General features: G+C 58.2%; 23 protein-coding genes and 1 pseudogene. 19 read left to right on the top strand and 5 right to left on the bottom strand.

The window, feature by feature from the left end; all coding sequences use genetic code 11:
- The first annotated feature begins 83 nt into the window (after nt 1-83).
- The 12 genes and pseudogenes from ABVT35_RS16860 to ABVT35_RS16805 all read left to right on the top strand — a co-directional run bounded on the left by ABVT35_RS16860 (nt 84) and on the right by ABVT35_RS16805 (nt 11,878).
- Nucleotides 84-1,115 (top strand): ABC transporter permease, encoded by a 1,032-nt coding sequence (locus tag ABVT35_RS16860; protein ID WP_368467760.1) that lies wholly within the window; start codon nt 84-86, stop codon nt 1,113-1,115.
- Nucleotides 1,112-1,945, top strand: a complete 834-nt coding sequence (locus ABVT35_RS16855; RefSeq protein WP_368467759.1) for an ABC transporter permease — start codon at nt 1,112-1,114, stop codon at nt 1,943-1,945. Before ABVT35_RS16860 ends, ABVT35_RS16855 begins: the two co-directional genes overlap by 4 nt.
- Nucleotides 1,942-2,820 carry an ABC transporter ATP-binding protein gene (locus ABVT35_RS16850; RefSeq protein ID WP_368467757.1) on the top strand — a complete coding sequence of 293 codons (879 nt, stop codon included), beginning with the start codon at nt 1,942-1,944 and terminating at the stop codon, nt 2,818-2,820. The genes ABVT35_RS16855 and ABVT35_RS16850 overlap by 4 nt, the downstream gene beginning before the upstream one ends.
- On the top strand, nt 2,817-3,647 hold the full coding sequence (locus ABVT35_RS16845; RefSeq protein ID WP_368467756.1) for an ABC transporter ATP-binding protein: 831 nt from the start codon (nt 2,817-2,819) through the stop codon (nt 3,645-3,647). The genes ABVT35_RS16850 and ABVT35_RS16845 overlap by 4 nt, the downstream gene beginning before the upstream one ends.
- On the top strand, nt 3,637-4,137 hold the full coding sequence (locus ABVT35_RS16840; RefSeq protein WP_368467755.1) for a GAF domain-containing protein: 501 nt from the start codon (nt 3,637-3,639) through the stop codon (nt 4,135-4,137). Before ABVT35_RS16845 ends, ABVT35_RS16840 begins: the two co-directional genes overlap by 11 nt.
- A gap of 29 nt (nt 4,138-4,166) precedes the next feature.
- Nucleotides 4,167-5,615 (top strand): annotated as a pseudogene (locus tag ABVT35_RS16835) (hydantoinase/oxoprolinase family protein); the annotation flags it as partial.
- Nucleotides 5,601-6,209, top strand: coding sequence for a hypothetical protein (locus ABVT35_RS16830; RefSeq protein WP_368467913.1), 609 nt, complete (start codon nt 5,601-5,603; stop codon nt 6,207-6,209). The pseudogene ABVT35_RS16835 and the gene ABVT35_RS16830, both read left to right, overlap by 15 nt.
- 11 nt (nt 6,210-6,220) lie before the next feature.
- Nucleotides 6,221-7,876, top strand: coding sequence for a hydantoinase B/oxoprolinase family protein (locus tag ABVT35_RS16825; protein WP_368467754.1), 1,656 nt, complete (start codon nt 6,221-6,223; stop codon nt 7,874-7,876).
- Between the two features lie 25 nt (nt 7,877-7,901).
- Entirely contained in the window at nt 7,902-8,732 is an 831-nt protein-coding gene (locus tag ABVT35_RS16820) for an aspartate/glutamate racemase family protein (protein ID WP_368467753.1), read from the top strand.
- Nucleotides 8,733-8,765: 33 nt separating this feature from the next.
- Nucleotides 8,766-9,869 (top strand): M24 family metallopeptidase, encoded by a 1,104-nt coding sequence (locus ABVT35_RS16815; protein WP_368467752.1) that lies wholly within the window; start codon nt 8,766-8,768, stop codon nt 9,867-9,869.
- A gap of 3 nt (nt 9,870-9,872) precedes the next feature.
- Entirely contained in the window at nt 9,873-11,444 is a 1,572-nt protein-coding gene (locus ABVT35_RS16810) for a hydantoinase B/oxoprolinase family protein (protein WP_368467751.1), read from the top strand.
- 95 nt (nt 11,445-11,539) lie between these two features.
- A complete protein-coding gene (locus ABVT35_RS16805) occupies nt 11,540-11,878 on the top strand; it encodes a TIGR01244 family sulfur transferase (protein WP_368467750.1) in 339 nt (112 codons plus the stop codon).
- A gap of 10 nt (nt 11,879-11,888) precedes the next feature.
- Here ABVT35_RS16805 and ABVT35_RS16800 read toward each other — a convergent pair whose 3' ends face one another.
- The 5 genes from ABVT35_RS16800 to ABVT35_RS16780 form a co-directional block, all read right to left on the bottom strand.
- A complete protein-coding gene (locus ABVT35_RS16800; protein WP_368467748.1) occupies nt 11,889-13,067 on the bottom strand; it encodes a CaiB/BaiF CoA transferase family protein in 1,179 nt (392 codons plus the stop codon).
- Nucleotides 13,060-13,872: a TerC family protein gene (locus ABVT35_RS16795; RefSeq protein WP_368467746.1), complete on the bottom strand. Its 813-nt coding sequence runs from the start codon at nt 13,870-13,872 to the stop codon at nt 13,060-13,062. Before ABVT35_RS16795 ends, ABVT35_RS16800 begins: the two co-directional genes overlap by 8 nt.
- Before the next feature lie 102 nt (nt 13,873-13,974).
- A complete protein-coding gene (locus tag ABVT35_RS16790) occupies nt 13,975-14,493 on the bottom strand; it encodes a DUF523 domain-containing protein (protein WP_368467745.1) in 519 nt (172 codons plus the stop codon).
- A 5-nt stretch (nt 14,494-14,498) separates the two neighbouring features.
- Entirely contained in the window at nt 14,499-15,455 is a 957-nt protein-coding gene (locus ABVT35_RS16785) for an alpha/beta fold hydrolase (protein ID WP_368467744.1), read from the bottom strand.
- 42 nt (nt 15,456-15,497) lie between these two features.
- The gene (locus tag ABVT35_RS16780) at nt 15,498-16,235 is read right to left on the bottom strand and encodes a hypothetical protein (RefSeq protein WP_368467743.1); all 738 of its coding nucleotides are present in this window, start codon (nt 16,233-16,235) and stop codon (nt 15,498-15,500) included.
- Nucleotides 16,236-16,939: 704 nt separating this feature from the next.
- On the opposite strand from ABVT35_RS16780, the gene ettA reads away from it, so the two are divergent.
- From ettA to ABVT35_RS16745, 7 genes are all read left to right on the top strand, one after another.
- On the top strand, nt 16,940-18,589 hold the full coding sequence (gene ettA, locus ABVT35_RS16775; RefSeq protein WP_368467742.1) for an energy-dependent translational throttle protein EttA: 1,650 nt from the start codon (nt 16,940-16,942) through the stop codon (nt 18,587-18,589).
- 22 nt (nt 18,590-18,611) lie between these two features.
- Nucleotides 18,612-19,292, top strand: coding sequence for an SDR family oxidoreductase (locus ABVT35_RS16770; protein WP_368467740.1), 681 nt, complete (start codon nt 18,612-18,614; stop codon nt 19,290-19,292).
- 77 nt (nt 19,293-19,369) lie between these two features.
- Nucleotides 19,370-19,954, top strand: coding sequence for an MOSC domain-containing protein (locus tag ABVT35_RS16765; protein ID WP_368467738.1), 585 nt, complete (start codon nt 19,370-19,372; stop codon nt 19,952-19,954).
- 189 nt (nt 19,955-20,143) lie between these two features.
- Entirely contained in the window at nt 20,144-21,163 is a 1,020-nt protein-coding gene (locus ABVT35_RS16760; protein ID WP_368467737.1) for an ArsR/SmtB family transcription factor, read from the top strand.
- A gap of 2 nt (nt 21,164-21,165) precedes the next feature.
- Nucleotides 21,166-22,089: a methylenetetrahydrofolate reductase [NAD(P)H] gene (gene metF / locus ABVT35_RS16755; RefSeq protein WP_368467735.1), complete on the top strand. Its 924-nt coding sequence runs from the start codon at nt 21,166-21,168 to the stop codon at nt 22,087-22,089.
- A gap of 163 nt (nt 22,090-22,252) precedes the next feature.
- Nucleotides 22,253-22,843, top strand: a complete 591-nt coding sequence (locus ABVT35_RS16750) for an FMN-dependent NADH-azoreductase (protein ID WP_368467734.1) — start codon at nt 22,253-22,255, stop codon at nt 22,841-22,843.
- Nucleotides 22,844-23,747: 904 nt separating this feature from the next.
- Complete coding sequence (locus ABVT35_RS16745; protein ID WP_368467733.1) at nt 23,748-24,008, top strand: hypothetical protein; 261 nt, start codon at nt 23,748-23,750, stop codon at nt 24,006-24,008.
- Nucleotides 24,009-24,043: the final 35 nt, after the last annotated feature.

Below are 24,043 nucleotides of genomic sequence, written 5' to 3'. Positions count from 1 at the left end.
CTGCGGCGCCGGCCCGCTTTTTATAAAACCCGAGCGACCAGGGCCATTGTTGCCCTGAGCTCCAAAAGAACTGCTGAATTGCCATGTCACCCGTCGTCCGCCTTCTTGTGAAGCGGCTGTCGATTTCGATCATCGTTTTGATCGGTGTCTCGATGCTGATATTCACCATCGCCCGCGTCATACCGGGTGATCCGGCGCGCATCGCCCTTGGTCCGAACGCGACCACGCAGCAGGTCGAACAACTGCGCGAAAAGCTGCATCTCGATGAACCGATCTATGTCCAGTACGGCTATTTCGTGCGGGACTTTGCCCGGGGCGATCTTGGCGTTTCTCTTTATACCAACCGGCCGGTGACGACGGATATTGCACAGTTCCTGCCGGCGACGCTGGAACTTGTGATTGTTGCCGGCATTTTCATGATCGGTCTCGGCATTCCGCTCGGCATCATGTCGGCGCGCCATCGCGGCAAGGCTGCCGACAACATCATACGGGTGATATCGCTGCTCGGCGTTTCCGCGCCCAGTTTCGTCTGGGCTGTCATTCTCATGCTGCTCTTCGCATTCTTCCTGCCGCTGTTTCCCATCGCCGGGCAGATATCCGACACGCTTGCCACGCCGCCCCGGATTACCGGGTTTCTGCTGGCTGACTCGCTGATCGATGGTGATTTCAGGGCTTTCTTCAGCGCACTGCATCACATCATTTTGCCGGCGTTCGCCCTGGCGCTGTCCGGCATCGGCCAGGCGGCAAGGCTGACGCGCTCGAATATGGTCGAGACCTATGACAAGCCGTATATCGAAATGGCGCAGTCTTTCGGCTTCCCGGCGCGTCGCATTGCCAACCGGTACGCGTTCCGTCCGTCGCTGATCCCGTCGCTGACGATCATCGGGCTCGATTTTGCCGCGATGCTTGGCAATGCGTTCCTGGTCGAAGCGGTATATGCCTGGCCGGGCCTGTCGCGCTACGGTGTGCAGGTGATCCTGCGCAAGGACCTTAACGCCATTGTCGGCACGGTTCTCGTGATCTCGGCTACGTTCCTCATCGTCAATATCATTGTCGATCTGCTGATTGCCTATATCAATCCGCGCATCCGGCTTGCGGAGGGAGGCAAGTCATGAAGCGCACGTTCTACATCCTGCTTTCCAATCCGCTTTCAGTAATTGGTCTTGTGCTTGTCGGAACCGTTGTCTTTTCAGCCGTTTTCGCCGATTTCATTGCGCCGTTTCCCTCACATCGCGGTGCAGTGGTCGATTTCACCAACTTCAACCAGGCGCCGCACTGGCCAAATATCTTCGGTACCGATCTTGTCGGCCGGGACGTGTTCTCTCGCATCCTTTATGCCTACCGGATTTCGCTGCTGCTCGGTGTCGTGGTGCTGGCGATCGCCGTGCCGATCGGCGTGACCGTCGGCCTTGCCGCCGGCTATCTCGGCGGTTGGGCCGAATTCGTGCTGATGCGGCTGACCGACGTGTTTTTGTCCATTCCGCCGCTGGTCCTGGCCATGGCTATCATGGGCCTCCTGGAGCCGACGCTCACCAACGGCATGCTGGCGGTGACGACCATGTGGTGGCCCTGGTATGCGCGGCTTGTCTATAATGTGACACGGTCGGAAGCGCAGGAAGGCTATGTGCTTGCCGCCGAGATCATCGGTGCATCGCGCATCCATGTCATGTTCCGCGAGATCCTGCCCAATTGTGTGCCGTCCATCGTCACCAAGATGACGCTGGATCTCGGCTTCGTCATCCTGATTGCCTCCTCACTGTCGTTCCTCGGCCTTGGCGTGCAGGCGCCGACCCCCGATCTTGGTTCGATGGTTGCGGAAGGGGGTAATTACCTGCCGGATTCCTGGTGGCTGACCGTGTTCCCATCGCTTGCCATCCTGATCGCGGTGTTCGGTTTCAACCTTCTCGGAGATGCACTCCGCCAGATCCTGGGGAGCGACCAATGAACGATCATCTGCTCGATATCCGCGATCTCAAACTGGCGTTCAAGAGCTACACCGGCTTGATCGAGGTGCTGCATGGCATTTCGCTGAATATCCGCCGCGGCGAAAAGGTTGCGCTGGTCGGTGAATCCGGTTCGGGAAAATCAGTAACGGCGCGCATTATCCTCGGCCTTCTGCAGGAATTCAGCACGGCCCGCATTTCGGGCTCGGTCAGCTTCGAAGGCGAGGATCTGGAGATGCAGCCCCTGAGCGTGCGCCAGGCGTTGCGCGGAACGAAGATTTCGATGATCTTTCAGGACCCGACATCGTCGCTCAACCCGGTCTATACGATCGGTGTCCAGTTCCAGGAAGTCCTGCGGCGCGGCAATACGCAAATCTCGGCCACTGATGCCGAGGCGCGCGCCATCGCACTCCTGCAGGATGTTTCCATACCGGAGCCGGAGCGTGTGCTTGCATCCTATCCGTTCCAATTGTCCGGCGGCATGAACCAGCGCGTGATGATCGCCATGGCGCTTGCCAACGAACCGTCGCTGCTGATTGCCGATGAGCCGGGCACCGCGCTTGATGTCACCGTGCAGGCGCAGACGCTGCATCTCATGCGCGATCTTGTCGAGCGCCGGGGAACGTCCGTGCTCTTCATTTCGCACAATCTCGGCGTTGTGCGCGAATTCGCCGACCGGGTCTATGTCATCTACAAGGGCCGGCTGGTCGAGCATGGACAGACGAGCGAGCTCTTCCACAGCCCGCGTCACCCATACACCAAGGCGCTGATGGCGGCGGTTCCGCGCATCACCGGCGGCGGCATTCCTGATATTGCCGAGGCGACCGACGCCTATCTCGATCCGTTGATCGATCACGAAGCGGAGGCGGCGTCATGAACGACAGCGCAACAGAGTTCCGCCCCGTCCTAGAAGCGCGCAGCGTTTCCAAGGTGTTCATGACCGCGACCCATGAGGTCAAGGCACTCAATTCCGTGTCACTGAACGTATCGCGCGGTGAGTGCCTGGCAATTGTTGGCGAAAGCGGATCGGGCAAGACGACATTCGCCAACATGCTGCTGGGTATCTATCCGCCGACAACGGGCGAATTCTTCCTTGACGGCGATCTGCTTCCGAACAGGCGGACTTTGCCGTTGAGGCGATCCATCCAGCTTGTTCAGCAGAACCCGCTGTCCTCGCTCAATCCGCGCCGCACCATTGGCGCTTCGCTGCGGCTGGCGCTTGATGTCCACGACATCGGTGACCGTCAGGGACGAAAGGCAAGGATAGGTGCGTTACTTGAGGAGGTCGGCCTGCCGGCGGATTTCGCCGCCCGGTATCCGGCGGCGCTCTCGGGCGGCCAGCGTCAACGCGTCGCGATTGCCCGGGCGCTTGCCTGCGAGCCGGAAATTCTCGTTCTGGACGAACCGACCTCGGCGCTTGATGTGCTTGTGCAGGCGCGTGTGCTGCAGTTGCTCGATGAGCTGCGCCACCGGCGCAACCTGACCTATGTCTTCATCACCCACGATCTTGGTGTGGTGCGTAATATTGCCGACCGCGTTGCCGTTTTCGAGCGTGGCAACCTTGTTGAGCAAGCAGGCACGGAGGAGATCTTCGAACGGCCCGCCAATGCCTATACGCGCAGCCTGATCGGGGCCATTCCGATCATCACGGATGATGAAGAAGCCCTGCGTAAAAAAGTAATGGAGAAGAACAGTGCCGGCTGAAATATCTATGCACCGGTTCGGTGAAGCCGTTTCCAAAGCTGCCGACGCGGCAACGGTCTACGGCGCTCTCGAAGAACTGTCGATGGCCCATGTCGGAGCGAAACTCTTCACTCTGATGACATTTGATCGCGCATCGGGATTGGCGAGCCGCTGCTACAGCAACATGCCTGAAGCCTATCCTGCGTCCGGAACCAAGACGGTCGATAGCGACCGGTGGTCCGATCATGTTCTGGACGGGCAGCAGAACTTCGTCGCCAACGACATAGAAAGCATCGCCGAGGTCTTTGACGACCACGAACTGATCAGGTCGCTCGGCTGCGAGTCCGTCCTCAATCTGCCCGTTGTTGTTGGTGGCGAGGTTCTCGGAACCATCAACCTGCTGCACGAAAAAGGGTTTTACACGCCGGACAAAGTCGCTGCAGCGGAGATTCTGAAACTGCCTGGAAGCGTTTGTTTCCTCATGGAAAAACTGAGCAAGGGAGGCCAGTGATGGCGAGCTCTACTATACGTGTTGCAACGGATGTCGGCGGAACCTTCACCGACCTGGTGTGTTTCGAAACTGACGAAAACGGTGCTTCGACCATTCGCACTGCCAAGTCCGACACGACGCCGCCCGATTTCGAACGGGGCGTCCTCAATGTGCTTGAAAAAGGCAATGTCGATCCGGGTGCCGTCGATTTCCTTGCCCACGGCACGACCGTCGTCATCAATGCGCTGACGGAACGCAAGGGCGTCAAGGTCGGATTGATCACCACGGAAGGCTTCCGCGATATCCTCGAGATCGCGCGGGGCAACCGCCCGGACTTTTTCAACCTGCACTACAAGAAGCCGGAACCCTTCGTTCCGCGCTATCTGAGGAAGGAACTGCCGGGCCGGATGACCTACCGGGGCGAGGAGATGAAGCCGCTCGATCTGGCTGGCCTTCCCGCAATCCTGGATGGCTTCAAGGCCGAAGGCGTGGAGGCAATTGCGGTCTGTTTCATTCACTCCTATGCCAATCCGGCGCATGAACAGGCGGTGCTTGCCGAGATTGAATCCCTGTGGCCCGGCGTATCCGCGGTGTCATCTCACCAGATTACCCGTGAATGGCGTGAATATGAGCGCACCAATACGGCGGTGCTATCGGCCTATGTGCAGCCGATTGCCGAGCGCTATCTGTCACGCCTGAAAGACGGGCTGGCGAGCCGCAATTTTAAGGGCAGCCCCTATATCATGCAATCCAATTGCGGTGTGGATTCGCTGGAATCGGTTTCGCGCATTCCCATCACCATGGTGGAATCGGGGCCGGCCTCCGGTTTCTGGGGTGCTGCCGAACTCGGTAAGCTGATCGACGAGCCAAATATCCTTGCGCTCGACATCGGCGGAACGACGGCCAAGTGCTCACTGATCGAGAACGGTCAGATCAAGATCATGACCGACTACTGGATCGAGAAGGACCGCACATCTGCGGGCTATCCGATCATGGTGCCGGTCGTAGACCTCGTCGAGATCGGCAATGGCGGCGGCTCCATCGCCTGGGTCGACGATTTCGGCAAGCTGCATGTCGGTCCGCAATCGGCTGGCGCGCTGCCGGGACCTGCCGCCTATGGCAAGGGCGGGACGGAAGCAACGACGACCGACGCCAATCTTCATCTCGGACGCATCAACAAGGACTATTTCTGCGGCGGCGAGATCGACGCGGACATGGATGCGGCAAATGCCGCCATCGGTTCGGTTGCCGAAAAGCTGGGTGTGTCTTCTCAGGAAGCGGCGCGCGGCATTGTGCGCATTGCCAACAACAACATGGTCAATGCGCTGAAACTCGTGTCGCTCAATCGCGGCTTCGATCCGCGCGACTTTACCCTTGTCGCCTTTGGCGGCGGCGGTGCGATGCACGCCGTGGCGCTGGCGTCGGAACTCGGTGTCAAGAAGGTCGTTGTGCCCGCCGGTGCATCGGTCTTCTCGGCCTGGGGCATGATGATGTCGGATCTCAGGCGCGACTATTTCGTTACCCGGCTCGTTGATCTTGCAGAAGGCGCGGGGGCAAACATCGAGGCATTGTTTGCCGAGACCGAAGCGCAGGCGCGGGCGCAGTTCGAGGAGGAGGGGATTGATCCTTCGCGCGTGTCGTTCCTGCGCTTCGGCAAGTTCCGCTACCAGAACCAGGAGCACACGACAGAAGTGCTGCTGCCCGAAGGGGAAGTGAGCGACGCAAAACTGGCCGAGATCGAGGCGCTGTTCCACGAAACCTATGAGCGTGAATACACCTACCGGCTGGATGCGCCGGTCGAGATGGTCGGCATTCACCTGGTCGCTTCTGCCGAGGTCGGCAAATTGACCATGGCGGAGCAGCCACTGGGCGATGCAGATGCAAGTCCAGCGGAAAAAGGTAGGCGTGTTGTCGATTTTGCGCTCGAAGGCGAGCACGAAAGCGTCATTTTCGATGGTCCGTCCCTGAAACCCGGCATGGAATTTGCCGGCCCTGCGATTGTCGAGGATCCCGGCACCACCATCGTCATCAATCCGCGCAGCAGCGCCCGCGTTGATGCCTATGGCAACGTTCACATTGAACTGGGCGAGTGAGGAGGAGCACCATGAGCAACGATCCGATTACACTCGAAATCATCCAGAATTCGCTGCAGGCGACGGCCGACGAGATGTTCGCGGCGATGCGCAAGACGGCGATGAGTTCGATCATCTACGAGGTCCTCGACATGGGCACCGGCATCATGGACGCCAATGGGCAGTTGGCATCGTCCGGCGCGGGCATTCCGGCCTTTATCGGTGTGCTGGACAAGGCGGTGCAGGTCATTATCGACAAATATGACAAGCCCGGCGATATCGAGCCCGGCGATGTCTTTGCCACCAATGATCCCTATCACGGCGGCGTCACTCACCTTAACGACATCGTGGTGGCGATGCCGGTCTTTGCCGACGGGCACATCATTGCCTGGACCGCCAATATCGCCCACAATTCTGATGTCGGCGGCATGGCGCCCGGATCGCTCTCGGGCGAAGCGACGGAAATCTTCCAAGAAGGCATGCGCCTGCCGGCGGTAAAGATCATCTCCAAAGGAGAACCGATCCGCCCGGTCATGGAGATCATCAAGGTCAATTCCCGCATGCCGGACGTCCTTGAAGGCGATGTCTGGGCCGCCATTGCGTCGGTGCGGGTCGGTGACAAGCGCTTGCGGGAAATTGCCGCAAAATACAGCGCCGCCACCTTTGAGACCGCAATGTCCTCCTTCATGGATTTCGGTGAAGAGGTTTCGCTTTCGTCCCTGGCGGAGCTGCCCAAGGGCACGTTTGAACTGTCGGAAGAACAGGATGACGGGCGTATCTTCAATGTGAAGATCACCATCGGTGACAACGAATTCACCGTCGACCTGCGTGACAATCCCGACCAGTCCGACAATCCGGTCAACACAAGCCGCGACGGCGTGATGGTCTGCGCGCAGATGATCTTCAAATCGCTGACCGATCCCTATTCACCGGCCAATGGCGGCTCGTTCCGCCCGATCAACCTGCTGACGCGTGAAGGATCGGTCTTCCATGCCAAGGAACCGGCCCCGATCGGCTTTTATTACGAGATTGAGCTGAGAGTGTACGACCTTATGTGGCGCTGCCTTGCGCCGCATATGCCGGACCGGCTGGCGGCGGGGCATTTCGCGTCGGTCTGCGGCACCTTCATCGGTGGCATCCATCCCGATACAGGCCGGCAATACACAATCATTGAACCGCAGCTTGGCGGCTGGGGCGCCAGCCGTGAGAGCGACGGAAACAGCGCCGTCTTTTGCGGTTTCCACGGCGAGACCTACAATTGCCCGGCGGAAATCAACGAGGCCAGAAATGGGCTCTATGTCGACCAGCTTGCACTCAACATGGAGCCGGGCGGCGAGGGCCAGTTCACAGGCGGGCGCGGCATTGTCATGGACTATCGCGTGCGCGCCGACAACGGTTTCCTGACCGCCGGCTATACCAGGTCGAAATTCCCGGCCTGGTCTATCGATGGCGGCAATGAAGGCTCACCCAATTATGTCGAGTTTCGGCCGAAGGAGGGCGAACCGCAGCGTTACGCGTTCGTTTCCGGCCTCACGACGCAAAGGGATGACGTGATCCGCGTCGTGACCGGCAATGGCGCCGGGCTCGGCGATCCGAAGAAACGCGATCCCGATGCCGTGCGCAAAGACGTGAAAAACGAGCTCATTTCCAAGGAACGCGCCGAGGAAATCTACGGCGTAAAAGTCTGACGACAGGGAACAGGAGGAGTTCCAAATGCATAACGATAAACCGCTGAAAGTCATGTATCTGAGCCCGACGGGCGTAAGTGACTATGATCAGGTATTCGCCGACATGACGGCGGAGCACAAGCTGCCGAATACGGAAGTGCACGTCACCTCTCTGCCGGCCTCGGACGGTGCCTTTTCACACATCGAATTCCGTTCCTATGAAGCGATGGTCACGCCGGGGATTATCCGGGCGTCACGCGCCGCTGCGCGAGAGGGTTTCGATGCGCTGGCGATCGGTTGCTTCTATGATACGGCGCTGCACGATGCGCGGGAAATATCCGGGGAGATGATCGTGACCGCACCGTGCGCGGCATCCGTTGAAATCGCCACGAGCCTTGCGAACCGTTTCGGCGTCATTGTCGGCCGGCGCAAATGGGTCGACCAGATGGAAGCCACCGTGCGCAATAACGGGCAGGGCGAGAGGCTTTCCGGTTTTTATCATGTCGAACTCGGGGTCAATGATTTCCAGACGGATCATGACCGTACCAACAATCTTCTGCTGGAAGCAGGGCGCAAGGCCGTTGAGCAGGACTATGCGGAAGCGCTGATTCTCGGCTGCACCCTGGAAATCGGATTTTACAAGCAACTCGAGAAGGAACTTGGTGTTCCGGTGATTGATCCGTCCATTGCCGCGTTCAAACGCGCCGAATATGCGGCGCTTCTCAAACGGCAGTGCGGGTGGGTACCGAGCCGCAAATGGTCCTGCGAAGCGCCGCCGGAAGAGGAAATCGCCCGGTTCGGTGGCTTCGACGAAGGTGAGTTCTTCGGCAGCCGGATTGTCGTTCCGGCCGAGACAATTACAGCGAGTGCCGCCTGAATCGGCCGTAAACGAAACAAACAAAAGAGGGATATGATGGGCAACCCGGTCACCGAACGATTGCAAGCGCTGCGCGCTAAAATGGCGCAACAGGAGGTCGATCTGATCGCGATCGGGCCGGGCGCGAATATGACCTGGCTGGTCGGCTTCTACCCTCATCCCGACGAGCGGCCGAGCATGTTGTTCGTCGGCCCGGAACGTGAAGCCTTCCTGATGCCGGCCCTTAATGCCGAGGGATCGAGACAGCATACCGACATAGTCTTCCACACCTGGGATGATGCCGACGGACCTGACGCGGCGCTGGCAGCCGCCCTGGAAGATGTCGGGGCCCGGGGTGCCAGGAGCGTCGTTGTAGACGAGGCGATGCGCGCAGATTTTGCACTTCTGGTTCTCGACGCCTTGCCCGGCTGCAAACACAGCTTCACCGAAGCGACGCTTGGGGCGCTGCGCATGCGCAAGGGTGACGAGGAGTATCGCGAACTGAAGATGAATGCCGCTCTCGCCGATGAAGCGATGCAGGCGGCATTTACAGCGGTTCGGCCCGGCATGAGTGAAATCGAACTGGCGGACATCATTTCGGAGCGTTTCGAGACAAATGGCGCGCGGCCGCTTTTCCGCATTGTCGGGGCAGGGGGCAACGGAGCATTTCCCCACCATCAGACCGGCGATACCGTGATCAGGCAGGGTGACGCGATAGTCGTCGACATAGGCGCAAGGAAAGGCACGTTCTCATCAGATATCACAAGGATGATTGTGGTCGGCGAACCGCCGGAAGGCTATGACGAGGTACACGCCATTGTCGAGGCCGCGGTTCAAGCGGCCATGAAAGCGGCCCGGCCCGGTGTCCGCGCCAGCGAGGTGGACGCCGCCGCGCGCAATGTCATAACCGAGGCCGGCTATGGCGAATATTTTGTCCACCGGACCGGCCACGGCATGGGCGTGGAGGGGCATGAACCGCCCTACATAACATCGACTTCCGACGTGGTGCTTGATACCGGCATGGTGTTTTCCATAGAGCCCGGCATCTATCTGCCGGGCCGGTTTGGTATCCGGCTCGAAGACATTGTGATATTGCGTGAGAACGGTCCGGAAATCCTGTCGGGCCTGCCGCGCACGGCTCATTACGTGCAGGTTTGAGCTATGAACAGTGCAGTCGATACTGATCCGTTCACCGCATCCGTCATACAGGCAAGTTTGGTTGCCGCTGCCGATGAGATGTTTGCCGTTCTTCGCAAGACGGCGATGAGCCCGATCATCTACGAGGTGCTGGACGTCGGTACAGGAATCACCGATGCGGATGGCAATCTGGTGAGCTCGGGCGCAGGCATCCCGACCTTTGTGGGTGTGCTCGACAAGGCGGTAAAGCGCATTCTCGATCTTCACGGGCAGGAGACTATCCGGCCCGGCGATATGTTTATCACCAACGATCCCTATTATGGCGGCGTCACCCATCTCAATGATGTGGTGATCGCGCTCCCGGTCTTTGTCGATGGCGCATTGCTTGCCTGGACCGCGTCCATAGCGCACTGGAACGATGTCGGTGGCCGGGTTGCCGGCTCCATGTCGACCGAGGCGACGGAGATCTTTCAGGAGGGGCTGCGGCTGCCTGCCGTCAGGCTTTTTGAAAACGGCGAAGCCATCCGGCCGGTTTTTGAGATCATCTCCGCCAATTCACGCCTGCCGGAATTTGCCAATGGTGATCTGTGGGCCCAGGTTGCCGCCAGCCGCATTGCGGAAAAGCGCATAGCGCATCTCGTGCATGCCCATGGGGCCCAAGCCTTCCGGTCGGCCCTTGAAGCATTGTTTGACGAGGGTGAAAGGCGCGGGCTGGCCGGATTGCGCAGCCTGCCGGAAGGCACCTATTCGATCGAGGAAGAGCAGGATGACGGGGCGCTCTGGCGGGCCTCCATCACCATATCGAAGGATCGTTTCACAGTGGATTTGCGCGGCAATCCGAAAGTCCGCGACGAGCCCTACAACACCAGCCGTGACGGCGCCGTGATCTCGGCGCAGATGATCTTCAAAGCGTTGACGGACCCGACATTGTTTGCCAATGCGGGATCGTTCAAGGCGCTTGAGGTGCTTACCGAGCCTGGCACGGTCTTTCATGCCACCGGCACCGCACCGCATGGCTATTATTTCGAAACCCGCATTCGCCTCTACGACATGCTCTGGCAGTGCCTTGCATGCGCCATGCCTGACCGTTTGCCCGCAGGAAGTTTTGCTTCGATCTGCGGAACGGTTCTTGCCGGCACGCATCCCGATACGGGGCGGCGCTACACCATGGTCGAACCGCAAATGGGCGGATGGGGTGCTACGGCCGAACGGGACGGGCTCGACGCCATGTACTCGTGCAGCCACGGCGAGACCTACAATTGCCCGGTGGAGATCGCCGAAGCCCGCTATGGCCTGGAGGTCGGTTTTAAAACGTTGCGTGAAAGCGATGAAGGGCAGGGCCGGTTCAGCGGCGGCAAGGGTCTTTCCGTATGCTACCAAATGCGCGGCGATGCGTTGCTTTCGGCCGGCTATAGCCGCAACCGCATCCCGGTGTGGGGGCTCGAAGGCGGTGAGAACGGCGGCACCAACGGCTTTGCTCTTGTGCATGCCAACGGCGCCCGCGAAGAACGCGCATTTGCCAGTGGCGTTGCACTGAAGGCCGGCGATAAAATTCTCATTAACACCGCAAACGGAGGCGGCTGGGGCAAATCGTGAGCAATGCCTGCCTTGAAGTTTTTGCTGTTGTTCTCATTTTTCAAATCATGCTCTATAAAACGTGCAACCCGATTTCGAACGGCAGGGATTGAAGAATGGAAATCCGCAAGATCAATGATGAGTATTCCGTCGCAGGTCAGATAACCGTCGAGGATCTCGACGCGATCGCCGCGATGGGATTCAAATCGATCGTCTGCCACCGCCCGGATGCGGAAGTGGACGATCAGCCGACATTCACCGAAATCGAAGCCGCGGCAAAGGCCAGGGGCCTCGAAATGCGCCATATTCCGGTCGGCCGCGAAGGCGTGGGCTTCGAACAGGTCCAGGAATTCGTCGATGCTCTCGATGAAATGGATCGACCGATGCTGGGCTACTGCCGTTCGGGCGCACGCTCGACAGCTATTTATCAGCAGACCCTGCACATTCGCGCATAGTGCTGTTTGCTCAGGATTTTTCCAGCTGTTCCAGCTCCGCTCTGACCTCGTCATTGTGTTCTCCGAGGCGTGGTGAGGTCCGTTCATAACGCAGCGGCGTTTCAGACATTCGCATGGGTGAGGCAACACCCGGGATCTTGGTGCCGTGGCCGTCGTCGAGTTCAAGTTTCAGGCCGCGGGCCTTGATCTGCGGGTCGTCGAACATTTCGCCAATGGAATTGATCGGACCCACCGGAACGGCCTTGGCTTCGCACAGGCTCAGCAATTCGTCGCGCTCGAATAGCTCCGTCTTTTCGCAGATTCGCGTGTGCAGTTCCTCGCGGTTTGCGACGCGCGCCTTGTTGGTCGAAAATTTCGCGTCCTCTGCCATCTCCTCCAAGCCGAGGACCTTGCAGGCCCTTGCGAATTGTCCGTCATTGCCAACGGCCAGAATAAGGTGACCGTCGAGTGTCGGAACGACTTCATAGGGCGAAATGTTGGGGTGGATATTGCCGAGGCGCTGGGGGCTGATGCCGGTGGCCAGATAGTTCATGTTCTGGTTAGCAAGGACCGCGGCCTGTGTGTCCAGCAGCGACATGTCGATATGCTGGCCCTTTCCGGTTTTCATCACATTGATCAGCGCTGCCTGGATGGCCGCAACGGCGTAAATGCCGGTAAAGAGATCGGCAATGGCCGTTCCGGCCTTCATCGGCGACCCTTCCTTCTCTCCGGTGATCGACATGAAGCCGGACATGCCCTGAATGATGAAATCGTATCCCGCGTTGCCGGCATAGGGGCCGGTGTGTCCGAAGCCGGTGATTGAGCAGTAGACGAGTTTGGGATTGATATTCCTGAGCGCGGCATAGTCGAGGCCGTATTTCTTAAGGCCATCCGTTTTGAAATTTTCGATCAGAACGTCGGAACGGGCAGCAAGTTTGCGGACGAACTCCAGATCGTCTTTGTCGCGCAGATCAGCTGTGACTGAGCGTTTTCCCCGGTTTGTGCCGTGGAAATAGGCCGCACCCAGGTTTTCACCGTCTTCTGTCGCCAAGAAGGGCGGCCCCCACTGACGGGTATCGTCGCCGCCATCGGGGTTTTCGACCTTGATGACGTCGGCTCCAAGGTCAGCGAGCATCTGTCCGGCCCAGGGGCCGGCCAGAACGCGGGCTAGTTCCAGTACGCGGAACCCCTTTAGCGGTGCGTCAGCCATGATAGCTCTCCGCTTTCTGTTGTTTTGCCGCTGCGGCCTCAGCGAGAATCCGCTTCTGATAACGCCCCTGGACAACTTCGACCGCCACCAGAGTGATCAGGACAAAGTAGAATGTGGATTTGGCCATTGGCTCGATCGGATGACCGAAGAATGACAGATGGCCGATATGGCCGCCATCCGACATCAGCATGACACCGACCAGCAATAGCACGAACAGGCCGAGGACTTCGTACATGCGGTTTTTCTGAAGGAAAGTGGCAACCGTGTCAGCCATGGCGACCATGAGGACGCCGGATGCAACGATTGCCCCCGTCATGACGATAAAATGGTCCGTCAGGGCAACGGCTGAAAGGACGGTGTCAAAGGAAAAGATTAAATTCATGACGACGATCCAGAATAAGGCTGCGCGCACGGTGCGACGCGGTCCGCCTTCGGCCTCGTGCTCGAGATCCTCCACGCCGATCATGTGGTAGATTTCCTTGACGGCCGTATAGATCAGGAAAACACCGCCTGCCAGAACGATCAAGGCATGACCGCTGACGGCACCCGATATCCAGGGATGATCGAGCTCAAAGAGCGGCGCCTGAAGGGTGGCGATCAATTGCAGGATGACAAACAGCAGAACGATGCGAAGCACGATTGCCAGAATGATGCCCCAGCGGCGCACCCATGCCTGACGGGCCGGGTCGACCTGCTTGGCTTCGATTGAGATATAGAGAAGATTGTCAAATCCAAGCACCGTTTCCAGTGCCGTCAGCACCAGAAATGTTGTCAGATTGTCGATCGTAAAGAGATTGGCGAGCATAGGCTGCCCCCGTATTGCCGAGCTGCGTTGGGTTTGTGGTAGCAAAACGACACCGCGCGCGCCAAGTGCTAAAGTTCGCGTAGTTGGGCGGTCAGGCGGATATTACGGTGATAAGCCGGCTCCCGAAGGATCGACATGACGCGCCAAATCAGCAATTCGGGATTCGGCATAAACCGCTATGCCGTTGGAGCGCAGCAAAGCGGTAACGACCCCAATGCCGGATCTGGTCGATCCGTCAAAATTTCCCGTGTGGATGAAATACGACCCGCATGAAGGGCTGCCGTCCGTCAGCAGCGCGAAGCGACATCCGGTCCTTTGTGCAATGTCCAGCGCCAGTCGCGCGCCTTCGATAAAGCTTGTGGTTACGTCCGTGCCGATATCTTCAAGAATCCGCGCATTTCCGTTGAGAACATCGGTTCCGTCAAGCCCGCTTTCGATTTCTGCTGGCGGTCTGGGTGTCGGCAGCCCTGCGGCTACTTCCGGGCAAAAGGGCACGAGCCGGTCCTGTGCCTGCCATTTTTCGATCAACGCGCTTTCCAGCAACTTGCCGCTGCCATTGTAACGGACCGGACGCCCCAAAAGGCAGGCGCTGATCAGAATCCTGAATGAATTTTCTGGCACTGGACCTACCCGTGCTTGAGCGCCGCAACTGCCCAGGCGGCAAAGTCCTCCATAGCGCAGCGTGCGCCGGGCAGGGCCGTTTCGTTCAGCGTTTCGTGCCGCATATCATCGTAGATGCGACCGGTCACGTCCTCAAAGCCGCAAGCGCGCATGTGGCTGGCCATCCAGGTCACCGCACGGCCCTTGTTGGTTGCAGGATCCTGCCCGCCGCCGACGAGGTGGATCGGTGTGGTTTTACGCAATCGCACCAGCTCAGTTTTACTGCTGCCGCGAAAGGCCATCGCGAAAATATCCTGCCACAGGGCAACGGAGGCGTCCCAGCCGCACAGCGGATCGGCAACGTAGGCCGCGACCTGATCGCGGTCGTGTGAAAGCCAGTCGAAACCGGTATCGGCGTTTTTGATGGACTTGCCCCAGGCTTCGAATGTGAGCTTTGGCAAAATACGGCTTGGAACGTCTGATCCGAGAATCATCCGCTCTCCGGCAAGAACACCCTGCGCCAGCCGGCCTTCAAGCCCCATGTTGAAATTCGCGTTCCAGACAGCCAGTGCCGACTGCCGGTCCGGATGAGACAGGGCAAAATTCATCGCGATGAGACCGCCCATGGAGTGACCGAAGGTGATCACGGGAACGTCCGGATAACGCTCCCGTGCATATGTGTTGACGGCCAACGTGTCTGCAATGACCTTCTCGAAGGCTTGGCCAGCGGGTGCTTTTGCAAAGATGCCCACCGGCGCGTCCGATGCCTTTGTTTCTCCGTGGCCGCGGTGGTCATGGACAAAGACGGCAAACCCGGCTTCGGAAAGGTAGTCGGCGAAGGGGCCGTAGCGGGATGCCCGTTCAGCCAACCCGTGATTGATCTGCACGATTGCCCGCGCCATGCCTTTGGGAGTCTTATGCAGAAGATTGAGTGCCGCGCCGGTTGGAGAATCCAGCGCCGTTTGTTCATCGAATCCGCTCATGAGCAGACCATGCCCGCCGCAAACGGAAAGTGCAATCCCGGTTCAGCCCTGCAGCGCTTCCTCGATGGCTTCGATCTGTAAGCCGAGATCAAAGGGGAATGATGACAGGACCTCGACGTCCTCGTTTTCGGAAAACCCTTCCGGATCCTCTTCGCGCAGTTTCTCAATCGCCTTGTCACGTTCGCGCAGGCTCCATTCGATCTGCGGGCGGAACAGTTTCAAGGCAGCGACCAGCCACTTTGTGGTCAGCGCGTAGTCTTCATTGTCGAGATCAAAGCAGTCCAGCAGCCGGATGACTTCCTCTGCCGGGTATTGCCACTCCATTGCCACCCAGCGATTGACCGTGAATATTCGCATCGGCGTGCCGGCATTGTTGAAGGAAATCGCGACGAGGTGGCATAGTCCACCATTCTCGAAATCCGGCTTGGGCGGTAGGGCAATGGGTTCGACCCCTTCCTGGACGTGCTCGCTATAGACGAAGAGATGGAAATGGCCGTGCTCGTTCCATGGCCGAGATTCGGGATCTTCCGAATGGGCATGGTAAAACCACAGCGCACCCTTTTCGCGATCATGCACATCGCCGGGGGGATAGTGCTGCCACTGGGTGAATGAGTCGGGAGCCGTAGAATTGAGCACGTCGATGAGGACATGCTTTTGTTGCGCGGCCGCTTCTTCCAGAACGCCGATCATATCGTCTGCGGCTCGCTGCATGGAAAGAAGATCCTCACGCGGCAGTGCCTTGAAGTCGATTTTCGGATCGTCACGTACCGGAATGTTCATAAGCGGTTCCCGATGGGTGTTTGCACTGTTGAGCGAACACTAGCAGATCGGCGCTCGGTCCAAAACGCATCATATGGAGGAAAATCGCCGGGAACCGACGGCTCCCGGCGATCGGAAAGCTGATCAGTTGGTTTTCTTCGCGCCGCAGGCACCACATGCGCCACAAGCACCGCAGGCACCGCATACTTTCTTCTTGGCGCCGCAGGCACCACATGCGCCGCAGGCACTACAGGCACTTACCTTAGTCGACCCACATGCGCTGCAGGACGCTACGGCAGGCGTTGTTGCTGCAACCGCTGCTGCGAGACCGCCGCTGACAACCATCATAGTAAGTGCTCTTTTGGATTTGCTGTTCATGGAATTCTCCCTTGGAAGTTCGCCGAAACCTTTTCGGTCCGCCGCAACCTAAACGAAGGATCCGTAAAGTGGGGTCACGATGGGATGGCACGAAATCACGCTTTTGCGAGCCGTGCGTGATGGCGTTATGGCCTCTCAACTTGCTGCACGGAATGCGGGTGCACCTGACCAAACGGACATAATTGGGAATATTTCACTTTGAAATCCGCGCATTTGGCGCAAGCAGGAAAAGCTCCCTGAGGCGGTACTTCGTTATGCATCAAACATTTGGATTGCTCTCAACGAGCTGTTTGCCTAAAAGCGGTGCAATCCCTTTTTGTCCCTGTCCACGAGGAAGATTGCGCGCAATGGCACGCCAGTTCATTTATCACATGGCCGGTCTCAACAAGACCTATGGATCCAAGAAGGTCCTTGAGAATATCCACCTTTCGTTCTACCCGGATGCCAAGATCGGCATACTCGGGCCGAACGGCGCCGGTAAGTCTACCGTTCTGCGCATCATGGCCGGTCTCGACAAGGATTTCACCGGCGAAGCCTGGGTCGCGGAAGGTGCTACTGTCGGCTACCTTCCACAGGAGCCGGAGCTCGACGAAACGAAGACCGTTGCCGAAAACGTCATGGAAGGCGTTGCCGAAAAGAAGGCGATCGTCGACCGTTACAACGAGTTGATGATGAATTACTCCGACGAGACGGCGGATGAAGGCGCAGCGCTCCAGGACATTATCGACTCGCAAAACCTTTGGGATCTCGACGCCCAGGTCGAAATGGCAATGGATGCACTGCGCTGCCCGCCCGGCGAAAGCGCCGTTACCAATCTGTCCGGTGGTGAAAAGCGCCGCGTGGCGCTCTGCAAGCTGCTCCTTTCGCAGCCGGACCTGCTTTTGCTTGACGAGCCGACCAACCACCTCGATGCCGAGACGATTGCGTGGCTGGAAAAACACTTGCGGGAATATCCGGGTGCCGTGTTGATGATTACCCACGACCGCTACTTCCTCGACAACGTCACCGGCTGGATCCTCGAGCTCGACCGGGGCCGCGGCATTCCCTACGAAGGCAATTATACCGCCTACCTTGAAGCAAAGGCCAAGCGAATGGCGCAGGAAGGGCGCGAGGAGGCGAACCGCCGGAAGGCGATGTCGCGCGAACACGACTGGATCGCGTCCAGTCCGAAAGCCCGTCAGGCCAAATCGAAAGCCCGTATCCGCGCCTATGACGAACTGGTGAGTGCGGCGGCTGATCGCCGCCCCGGCGATGCACAGATTGTCATTCCGGTCGGCGAGCGGCTGGGACAGGTTGTCATTGAAGCCGACAAGCTCTCCAAGGGCTATGGCGACAAGCTGCTGATCGAGGATCTCGAATTCAAGCTTCCTCCCGGCGGTATTGTCGGCGTGATCGGCGCGAACGGTGCCGGCAAGACAACGCTTTTTCGCATGATCACCGGTCAGGAACAGCCCGATGACGGCGCCATCAATATCGGCGAAACCGTCAATCTCAGCTATGTCGACCAGAGCCGCGATGCGCTTGACGGCAACAAGACTGTCTGGGAAGAAATCTCAGGCGGAAACGACATCATCAAGCTCGGAAAATTCGAAGTGAATTCGAGAGCTTACTGCTCGAACTTCAACTTCAAGGGCGGCGATCAGCAGCAGAAGGTGGGAACACTTTCGGGCGGTCAGCGCAACCGTGTTCATCTTGCCAAGATGCTGAAGTCGGGCGGCAATGTCATTCTCCTTGACGAGCCGACCAACGACCTCGATACCGAGACCCTTGCGGCGCTTGAAGACGCGTTGGAGAACTTCGCAGGCTGTGCCGTCATCATCAGCCATGACCGTATGTTCCTGGACCGGCTTGCAACCCATATCCTGGCCTTTGAAGGCGACAGCCACGTCGAGTGGTTTGAAGGCAATTTCGAGGATTATGAAAAGGACAAGGTCCGCCGCCTTGGACCGGACAGCATCAATCCGAAGCGGGTGACCTACAAGCGGCTGACCCGGTGACCGGCACGGAAACGGTGGCAAAATGACGACAATCCTCATTACCGGCGTCGGGCGCGGCCTTGGCCACGAGATTGCGCGTCAGGCGCTTGGCAAAGGCTGGAATGTCATCGGCTCGGTGCGGCAGGAGGCTGACGCCAATCTGCTGAAAGACCTTGCCGGCGACCGTTTCAAGGCTGTCATGTTCGACGTGCGCGATGGCGCGGCGATCAATGCAGCGGCTTCGTCGATCGACGAACCGATCGATATCCTGCTCAACTGCTCGGGTATTATCGGACCGAAGCGCCAATCTGCACTCGACATGGATTTCGGCGGTTTCGCCGACACGCTTGCCATCAACACGGTCGGGCCGTTGCGGGTTACACAGGCCTTTCTGCCGCATCTCAAGCGCAGCGGGCATGCGCGCATTGTTACGCTTTCCAGTTTCATGGGTTCGATGTCCTATGCCAAATCCGACCGCATTGCATACCGCGCTTCAAAGGCAGCGGTGAACAAGGTCATGCAGGGACTGGCTACCGACCTTGAGCCGCTGGGCATTGCGGTTGCGACGGCGCATCCTGGCTGGGTGCGCACCGATATGGGCGGCGAGCATGCCGATATCAGCCCGCAGGAGAGCGCCGGTGGTGTTCTTGAACTATGCGAAAAGCTCGACCTTGCCTCGACTGGCCACTTCTGGAACTGGGACGGCGAGCACCTGGCCTGGTGATGGGTGTTGAAAGCAGGCGGGGCTGGCTATACCTCTTGTCGTGACAGAATCATGACCCGGCGATGGGAGGGACGGCATTGGAAATCACGGACAAGCAAAAGGCAATCGGCAAGGTCGGCGGCGTCTTTGCAGCGACGGGTGACACGTTCTTAACCGAAACGGTGGATGCGCTAACGCTCACCTATGAGGGCATCAAGGGCGACCGCCACAGCGGTATTACCCGTCAATCCGGCGCCCGCGAACCGTGGTATACGCGCGGTACCGAAATGCGCAATGAACGGCAGCTTACACTTTTATGCCCGCAGGAACTCAGCGCCGCAGCCGGGGAGATGGGTATTGCGGAAATCAGACCTGAATGGATCGGCGCAAACCTGATAATAGAAGGCATCCCGAATCTCTCGATGCTGCCGCCAAGCACATTGCTGTTTTTCGAGGGCGGCGTGACTCTCAAGGTCGATTTTCAGAACAAACCCTGCAAAATCGCCGGCGCTGCGATTGCCGATCACTATCCGGACCGGGACCGGACGCAGCTTTCCCTCGGCTTTGTCCCGGCGGCAAAACAGCGAAGGGGCGTTCTGGCCTGGGTCGAAATACCGGGAAGCATTCGTGCCGGTGAAGCGGTGCGCGCCCAAATTCCTGAGCAATGGGTTTATAAAGTCTGAACGCAGCCCGGCAGCCGTTTGCATCCAGGGGATTGCGGATAAATGGTCGCATTTGCGACCATTCTTTTTTATGTGCGACATTTTTATTTAATATTGCGCCAGACGACAAAATCATATAAAGATATGTTTATGTGATTTCGCGTGTGGTCCTGGCTTCTGCCTGCCGACAGCGGGACAATTGAGGAAGCCATGCTGGACACTAAAAAGCTGAGCCTGGACAAAACCGTGGACGTGCTCAAGGCGGCGGGCGAGCCGACCAGGCTGCGGCTGCTGGCGCTGCTGTTCGGCGGCGACCTGACCGTTACGGATCTGACGGAAATTCTGGGTCAATCCCAGCCGCGCATTTCCCGGCACCTGAAACTCCTGACTGAAGCGGGTCTCATCGAGCGGTTCCAGGAAGGCGCCTGGGCCTATTTCCGCCTCAGCGGTGACGGACGCTCATTTGTGCTTGCCCGGCACATCGTCGATTCCGTCTCGTCTTCCGATCCTCTGCTTGCCCGTGACAGCGAGCGCCTTCGTGCTGTCAAGCAGGCACGTGCTGCCCGTGCGCAGGCCTATTTCAGCCGCAATGCCGCGGGCTGGGACGAATTGCGTTCGCTGCACATTTCCGATGAACAGGTCGAAAAGGCACTGGTCGAAATGGTGGGTGATACGCCGTTCGATTCAATGCTGGATCTTGGAACGGGGACCGGCCGGATTCTGCAGCTCTTTGCACCGCTCTATCGGCGCGGCATCGGCGTTGACGCCAGCCGTGACATGCTTGCCGTCGCGCGGACCAATATCGACGAGGCCGGCATCAGCCATGCGTCGGTGCGCCATGCCGACATATTGAACCTGCAGCTTGAGCGCGGTGCCTTCGATCTGATTTCCATCCATCAGGTGCTGCATTTCCTTCAGCATCCCGAGGAAGCCATATCCGAAGCTGCCCGCATGCTGAGCCCGGGCGGGCGGATCGTCATTGTCGATTTCGCACCCCATGATTTTGAATATCTTCGCGATGAGCACGCCCATTTGCGTCTTGGTTTTCCGGCGGACATCGTCTCCGGCTGGCTGAGCGATGCCGGGCTTGCAGTTGAAAAGGTCGTTGAGCTGACGCCCGAAGAGAAGACTGACAAAGGACTGACGGTCACGATTTGGCTGGCGCGCGACCCGCGTCTGGTCATTGCCGACAGCGCCGATAGTGAATCACCGGTAAAAGGAGTTGCCTGACCATGTCCGTATTACGCCGTTCCGGTCCATCCCCCCTGGGTGACGCAATGAATGTGTCGTTTGAGTTCTTCCCACCCAGAAGCGGCGACATGGAGAGCCAGCTGTGGGAAAGCGTCATGCGTCTTGCGCCGTTTTCCCCGGATTTCGTCTCGGTGACATATGGTGCCGGCGGCAGCACCCGCAAGCCGACGCTTGCGACCATCAAGCGACTGCTTGAGGAAACCGATCTTTCGCCGGCGGCGCATCTGACCTGCGTCAATGCCAGCAAGGATGAGGTGGACGCCGTCGCGCGGGAATTCTGGCAGGCCGGCGTTCGTCATTTCGTTGCGCTGCGTGGCGATTCGGCTGAAGGGGTGGGCTCTTCTTACAAGGCCCATCCGGACGGCTACCGCAATGCCGCCGAGCTTGTCGCCGGACTGAAGGCCTTTGCAGATTTCGAGATCACGGTTTCGGCCTATCCGGAAAAACACCCTGAAAGCCCGGACTTCATGACCGATATCGACATGCTCAAGCGCAAGGTCGACAATGGCGCCACACGCGCGATCACCCAGTTCTTCTTCGACAACGACACCTATGAGCGTTATGTCGAGCGGGTGCGGCGCGCCGGTATCTACATTCCGATTGTTCCGGGCATATTGCCGGTCCACAATTTTGCTCAGGTTGCCAAATTTGCAAGCCTGTGCGGTGCGTCCATTCCGGATTGGCTGGCAACGCGGTTCGAGGGGCTTGAAAAGGATCCGCAAACGCGGTCCCTGGTTGCGGCAGCCGTTGCGGCTGATCAGGTGATGGATCTCGTGGAGCGTGGCGTGCAGGATTTCCACTTCTATACGATGAACCGGGCCCAGCTCGTATTTGCGATCTGCCACCTGTTGGGGCTGCGCGCCCCGAAGGGCAACGGGTCGGTTACATCAATAGCTGCAGCTTAACGATATTTTGAAGTTCGTTCATTTTTATTGAACAGTCTGTCGGGTGTCCGCAGCCTTTAGAAGGCCCGTGTTGCACCTATCTTCCGGTGAACCGCCCGCTTGTCGTCGCACGGCACATGACGGCAAGGCGGGCGCTTCATTTTTTACCGGAGACAGGCAGACCATGACCAACATACTGACCATTCATTCATCGGCCCGGCGCAGCGGTTCGTACAGCAGGCAACTGACCGACGAACTCATTGAGCGGCTGAAACGGGGGAACGCGGATGTTACCGTTACGACCCGTGATGTTGCCGAAGGGCTTTCTTTCCCGACCGAAAACTGGCTGACGGACCGCGTCGTGCCGAAGGGAGAGCGGACGCATGAACAGGACGCGGCGCTTGCTCTGACGGATGAGCTTGTCGAGGAACTGCGTGCTGCCGATATTGTGGTTGTCGGAGCGCCCACATACAATTTTGGAATTCCCGCCGCGCTGAAGGCCTGGATCGATCACGTCGCGCAACCGGGGCGCACATTCAATTACACGGAAAACGGACCTGTCGGCCTGCTGGGTGACACGAAGGTCTATGTGGTCAACGCATCGGGTGGTGTTCCCGTCGGCAGCCCCGCCGATTTCGTCACCCCCTATCTCAAGCATGTTTTCGGATTTCTCGGCATCACGGATATCGAGTTCATCGCCGCCGATCAGCTGATGATGTCGGAAGACGACAGTCTGCAACGCGCGCGCAGCACCATTGAGCAGGTGGCAGCTTAATTGAATTGTCTTTTGCAAATGAAAACGGGGATGGTGAGAACCATCCCCGTTTGATTGTTTCAAGCCATTCCGATTATTCCGGCGGCTTCTCGGCTATGCCTATAGGAACAGCATAAGCGCGACAAAAAGAAACGCTGCACCGATCACCAGGACATTGAGCGAACGCACGAGTCCCATAGCTGACCTCCCACGGTTAACTGCTAAATGCTATGCCGGAGCGGATGGAATTGAAAAGAAAAATAGTTGCTGCGCTGCCGAAAATCACAATGAATTTTGCGTATTTTCCTCACTTTAGCGCATGAATTTCATTGACTTAACGTGGTACCAAAAAAATGTGAATCATGGGACAGATTTACCCCTATTGCTGCGGTTGCGAAGGGATTATTCGTGGCATCTTTGTGGCAGCATGCCTAAATTTGAGGGGATTTTCGATGTATGCGAACGCATATATTTAGTGCTCACGATTCGTGTAACCATTTAATTTTGCTTTATTTTTCAGGACATCCACCAATTTGCCCATAATTATCAAAAGACTGCGGCTGATAGTGGCAGACCGGCCTGAGATTTCCCGATCCTTTGTTCATTGCAAAATGCGGTGCGTAACCAATTAAGGGCGATTGGTACCACTAGCCTTGTCGGCTAATCGTTGGCCGCCCTGTCGCTGCTGATGATGCCGAAATACGGGATTTGTGCCAGGGACGGCGATAGCGCAGCGGGCATCAATATTGCGGGGCGATGTCGATCAGCGAAACGGACCCTTCAGGGGCAGGACCGTTACGGAATTTCCACTGCTTTGCTTGGCGCCTCTTGCGCAGACAATCTGTAGCAGTGACGGATCGCTTCGATTTGGGTTATCATGGGCCATCCTGCGCAACCGGTATGAAGTTCAAACAGCGTGATGGACATGAAACCCGAAAGATTCCCGAAACTCATACGGTTTGTGATGCTCAACAGTCTTATCGGCATGGTGATCGGCTGGATTGTCGCCTCTGCCGTGGTGTATTTCGACATCAACGGCTTCGGTAGTCTCGTTATGGAGTCGCGCCATGTCGTGACCGCGCTGTTCATCATGTTCTTTTCCTTCGGCATCACCTTTGGTTTCGGCTATCTGACAACGGCCGTTCTGCTTCTGCCAACCAACAAGGACGACTTCGACAAGGTCTGATTCCGCTCTCGTGCCGCGGCTTGTCGGTCACCCGG

It is taken from the genome of Hoeflea sp. TYP-13, assembly GCF_040932035.1.
Classification (GTDB): domain Bacteria; phylum Pseudomonadota; class Alphaproteobacteria; order Rhizobiales; family Rhizobiaceae; genus Hoeflea_A.
Note: the sequence above shows the minus strand (reverse complement) of the source record. Positions and strands in the feature narration are given on the sequence as shown.

Excerpts from the sequence above, each read along its gene's own strand:
- ABVT35_RS16795 (WP_368467746.1), bottom strand. The coding sequence starts at position 13,872 with ATGCTCGCCAATCTCTTTACGATCGACAATCTGACAACATTTCTGGTG.
- ABVT35_RS16820 (WP_368467753.1), top strand. The coding sequence starts at position 7,902 with ATGCATAACGATAAACCGCTGAAAGTCATGTATCTGAGCCCGACGGGC.
- ABVT35_RS16860 (WP_368467760.1), top strand. The coding sequence starts at position 84 with ATGTCACCCGTCGTCCGCCTTCTTGTGAAGCGGCTGTCGATTTCGATC.
- ABVT35_RS16810 (WP_368467751.1), top strand. The coding sequence starts at position 9,873 with ATGAACAGTGCAGTCGATACTGATCCGTTCACCGCATCCGTCATACAG.
- ABVT35_RS16745 (WP_368467733.1), top strand. The coding sequence starts at position 23,748 with ATGAAACCCGAAAGATTCCCGAAACTCATACGGTTTGTGATGCTCAAC.
- ABVT35_RS16830 (WP_368467913.1), top strand. The coding sequence starts at position 5,601 with ATGATGATGTCGGATCTCAGGCGCGACTATTTCGTTACCCGGCTCGTT.
- ABVT35_RS16825 (WP_368467754.1), top strand. The coding sequence starts at position 6,221 with ATGAGCAACGATCCGATTACACTCGAAATCATCCAGAATTCGCTGCAG.
- ettA (WP_368467742.1), top strand. The coding sequence starts at position 16,940 with ATGGCACGCCAGTTCATTTATCACATGGCCGGTCTCAACAAGACCTAT.
- ABVT35_RS16855 (WP_368467759.1), top strand. The coding sequence starts at position 1,112 with ATGAAGCGCACGTTCTACATCCTGCTTTCCAATCCGCTTTCAGTAATT.
- ABVT35_RS16815 (WP_368467752.1), top strand. The coding sequence starts at position 8,766 with ATGATGGGCAACCCGGTCACCGAACGATTGCAAGCGCTGCGCGCTAAA.
- ABVT35_RS16785 (WP_368467744.1), bottom strand. The coding sequence starts at position 15,455 with ATGAGCGGATTCGATGAACAAACGGCGCTGGATTCTCCAACCGGCGCG.
- ABVT35_RS16780 (WP_368467743.1), bottom strand. The coding sequence starts at position 16,235 with ATGAACATTCCGGTACGTGACGATCCGAAAATCGACTTCAAGGCACTG.
- ABVT35_RS16800 (WP_368467748.1), bottom strand. The coding sequence starts at position 13,067 with ATGGCTGACGCACCGCTAAAGGGGTTCCGCGTACTGGAACTAGCCCGC.
- ABVT35_RS16760 (WP_368467737.1), top strand. The coding sequence starts at position 20,144 with ATGCTGGACACTAAAAAGCTGAGCCTGGACAAAACCGTGGACGTGCTC.
- ABVT35_RS16850 (WP_368467757.1), top strand. The coding sequence starts at position 1,942 with ATGAACGATCATCTGCTCGATATCCGCGATCTCAAACTGGCGTTCAAG.
- metF (WP_368467735.1), top strand. The coding sequence starts at position 21,166 with ATGTCCGTATTACGCCGTTCCGGTCCATCCCCCCTGGGTGACGCAATG.
- ABVT35_RS16750 (WP_368467734.1), top strand. The coding sequence starts at position 22,253 with ATGACCAACATACTGACCATTCATTCATCGGCCCGGCGCAGCGGTTCG.
- ABVT35_RS16770 (WP_368467740.1), top strand. The coding sequence starts at position 18,612 with ATGACGACAATCCTCATTACCGGCGTCGGGCGCGGCCTTGGCCACGAG.
- ABVT35_RS16845 (WP_368467756.1), top strand. The coding sequence starts at position 2,817 with ATGAACGACAGCGCAACAGAGTTCCGCCCCGTCCTAGAAGCGCGCAGC.
- ABVT35_RS16805 (WP_368467750.1), top strand. The coding sequence starts at position 11,540 with ATGGAAATCCGCAAGATCAATGATGAGTATTCCGTCGCAGGTCAGATA.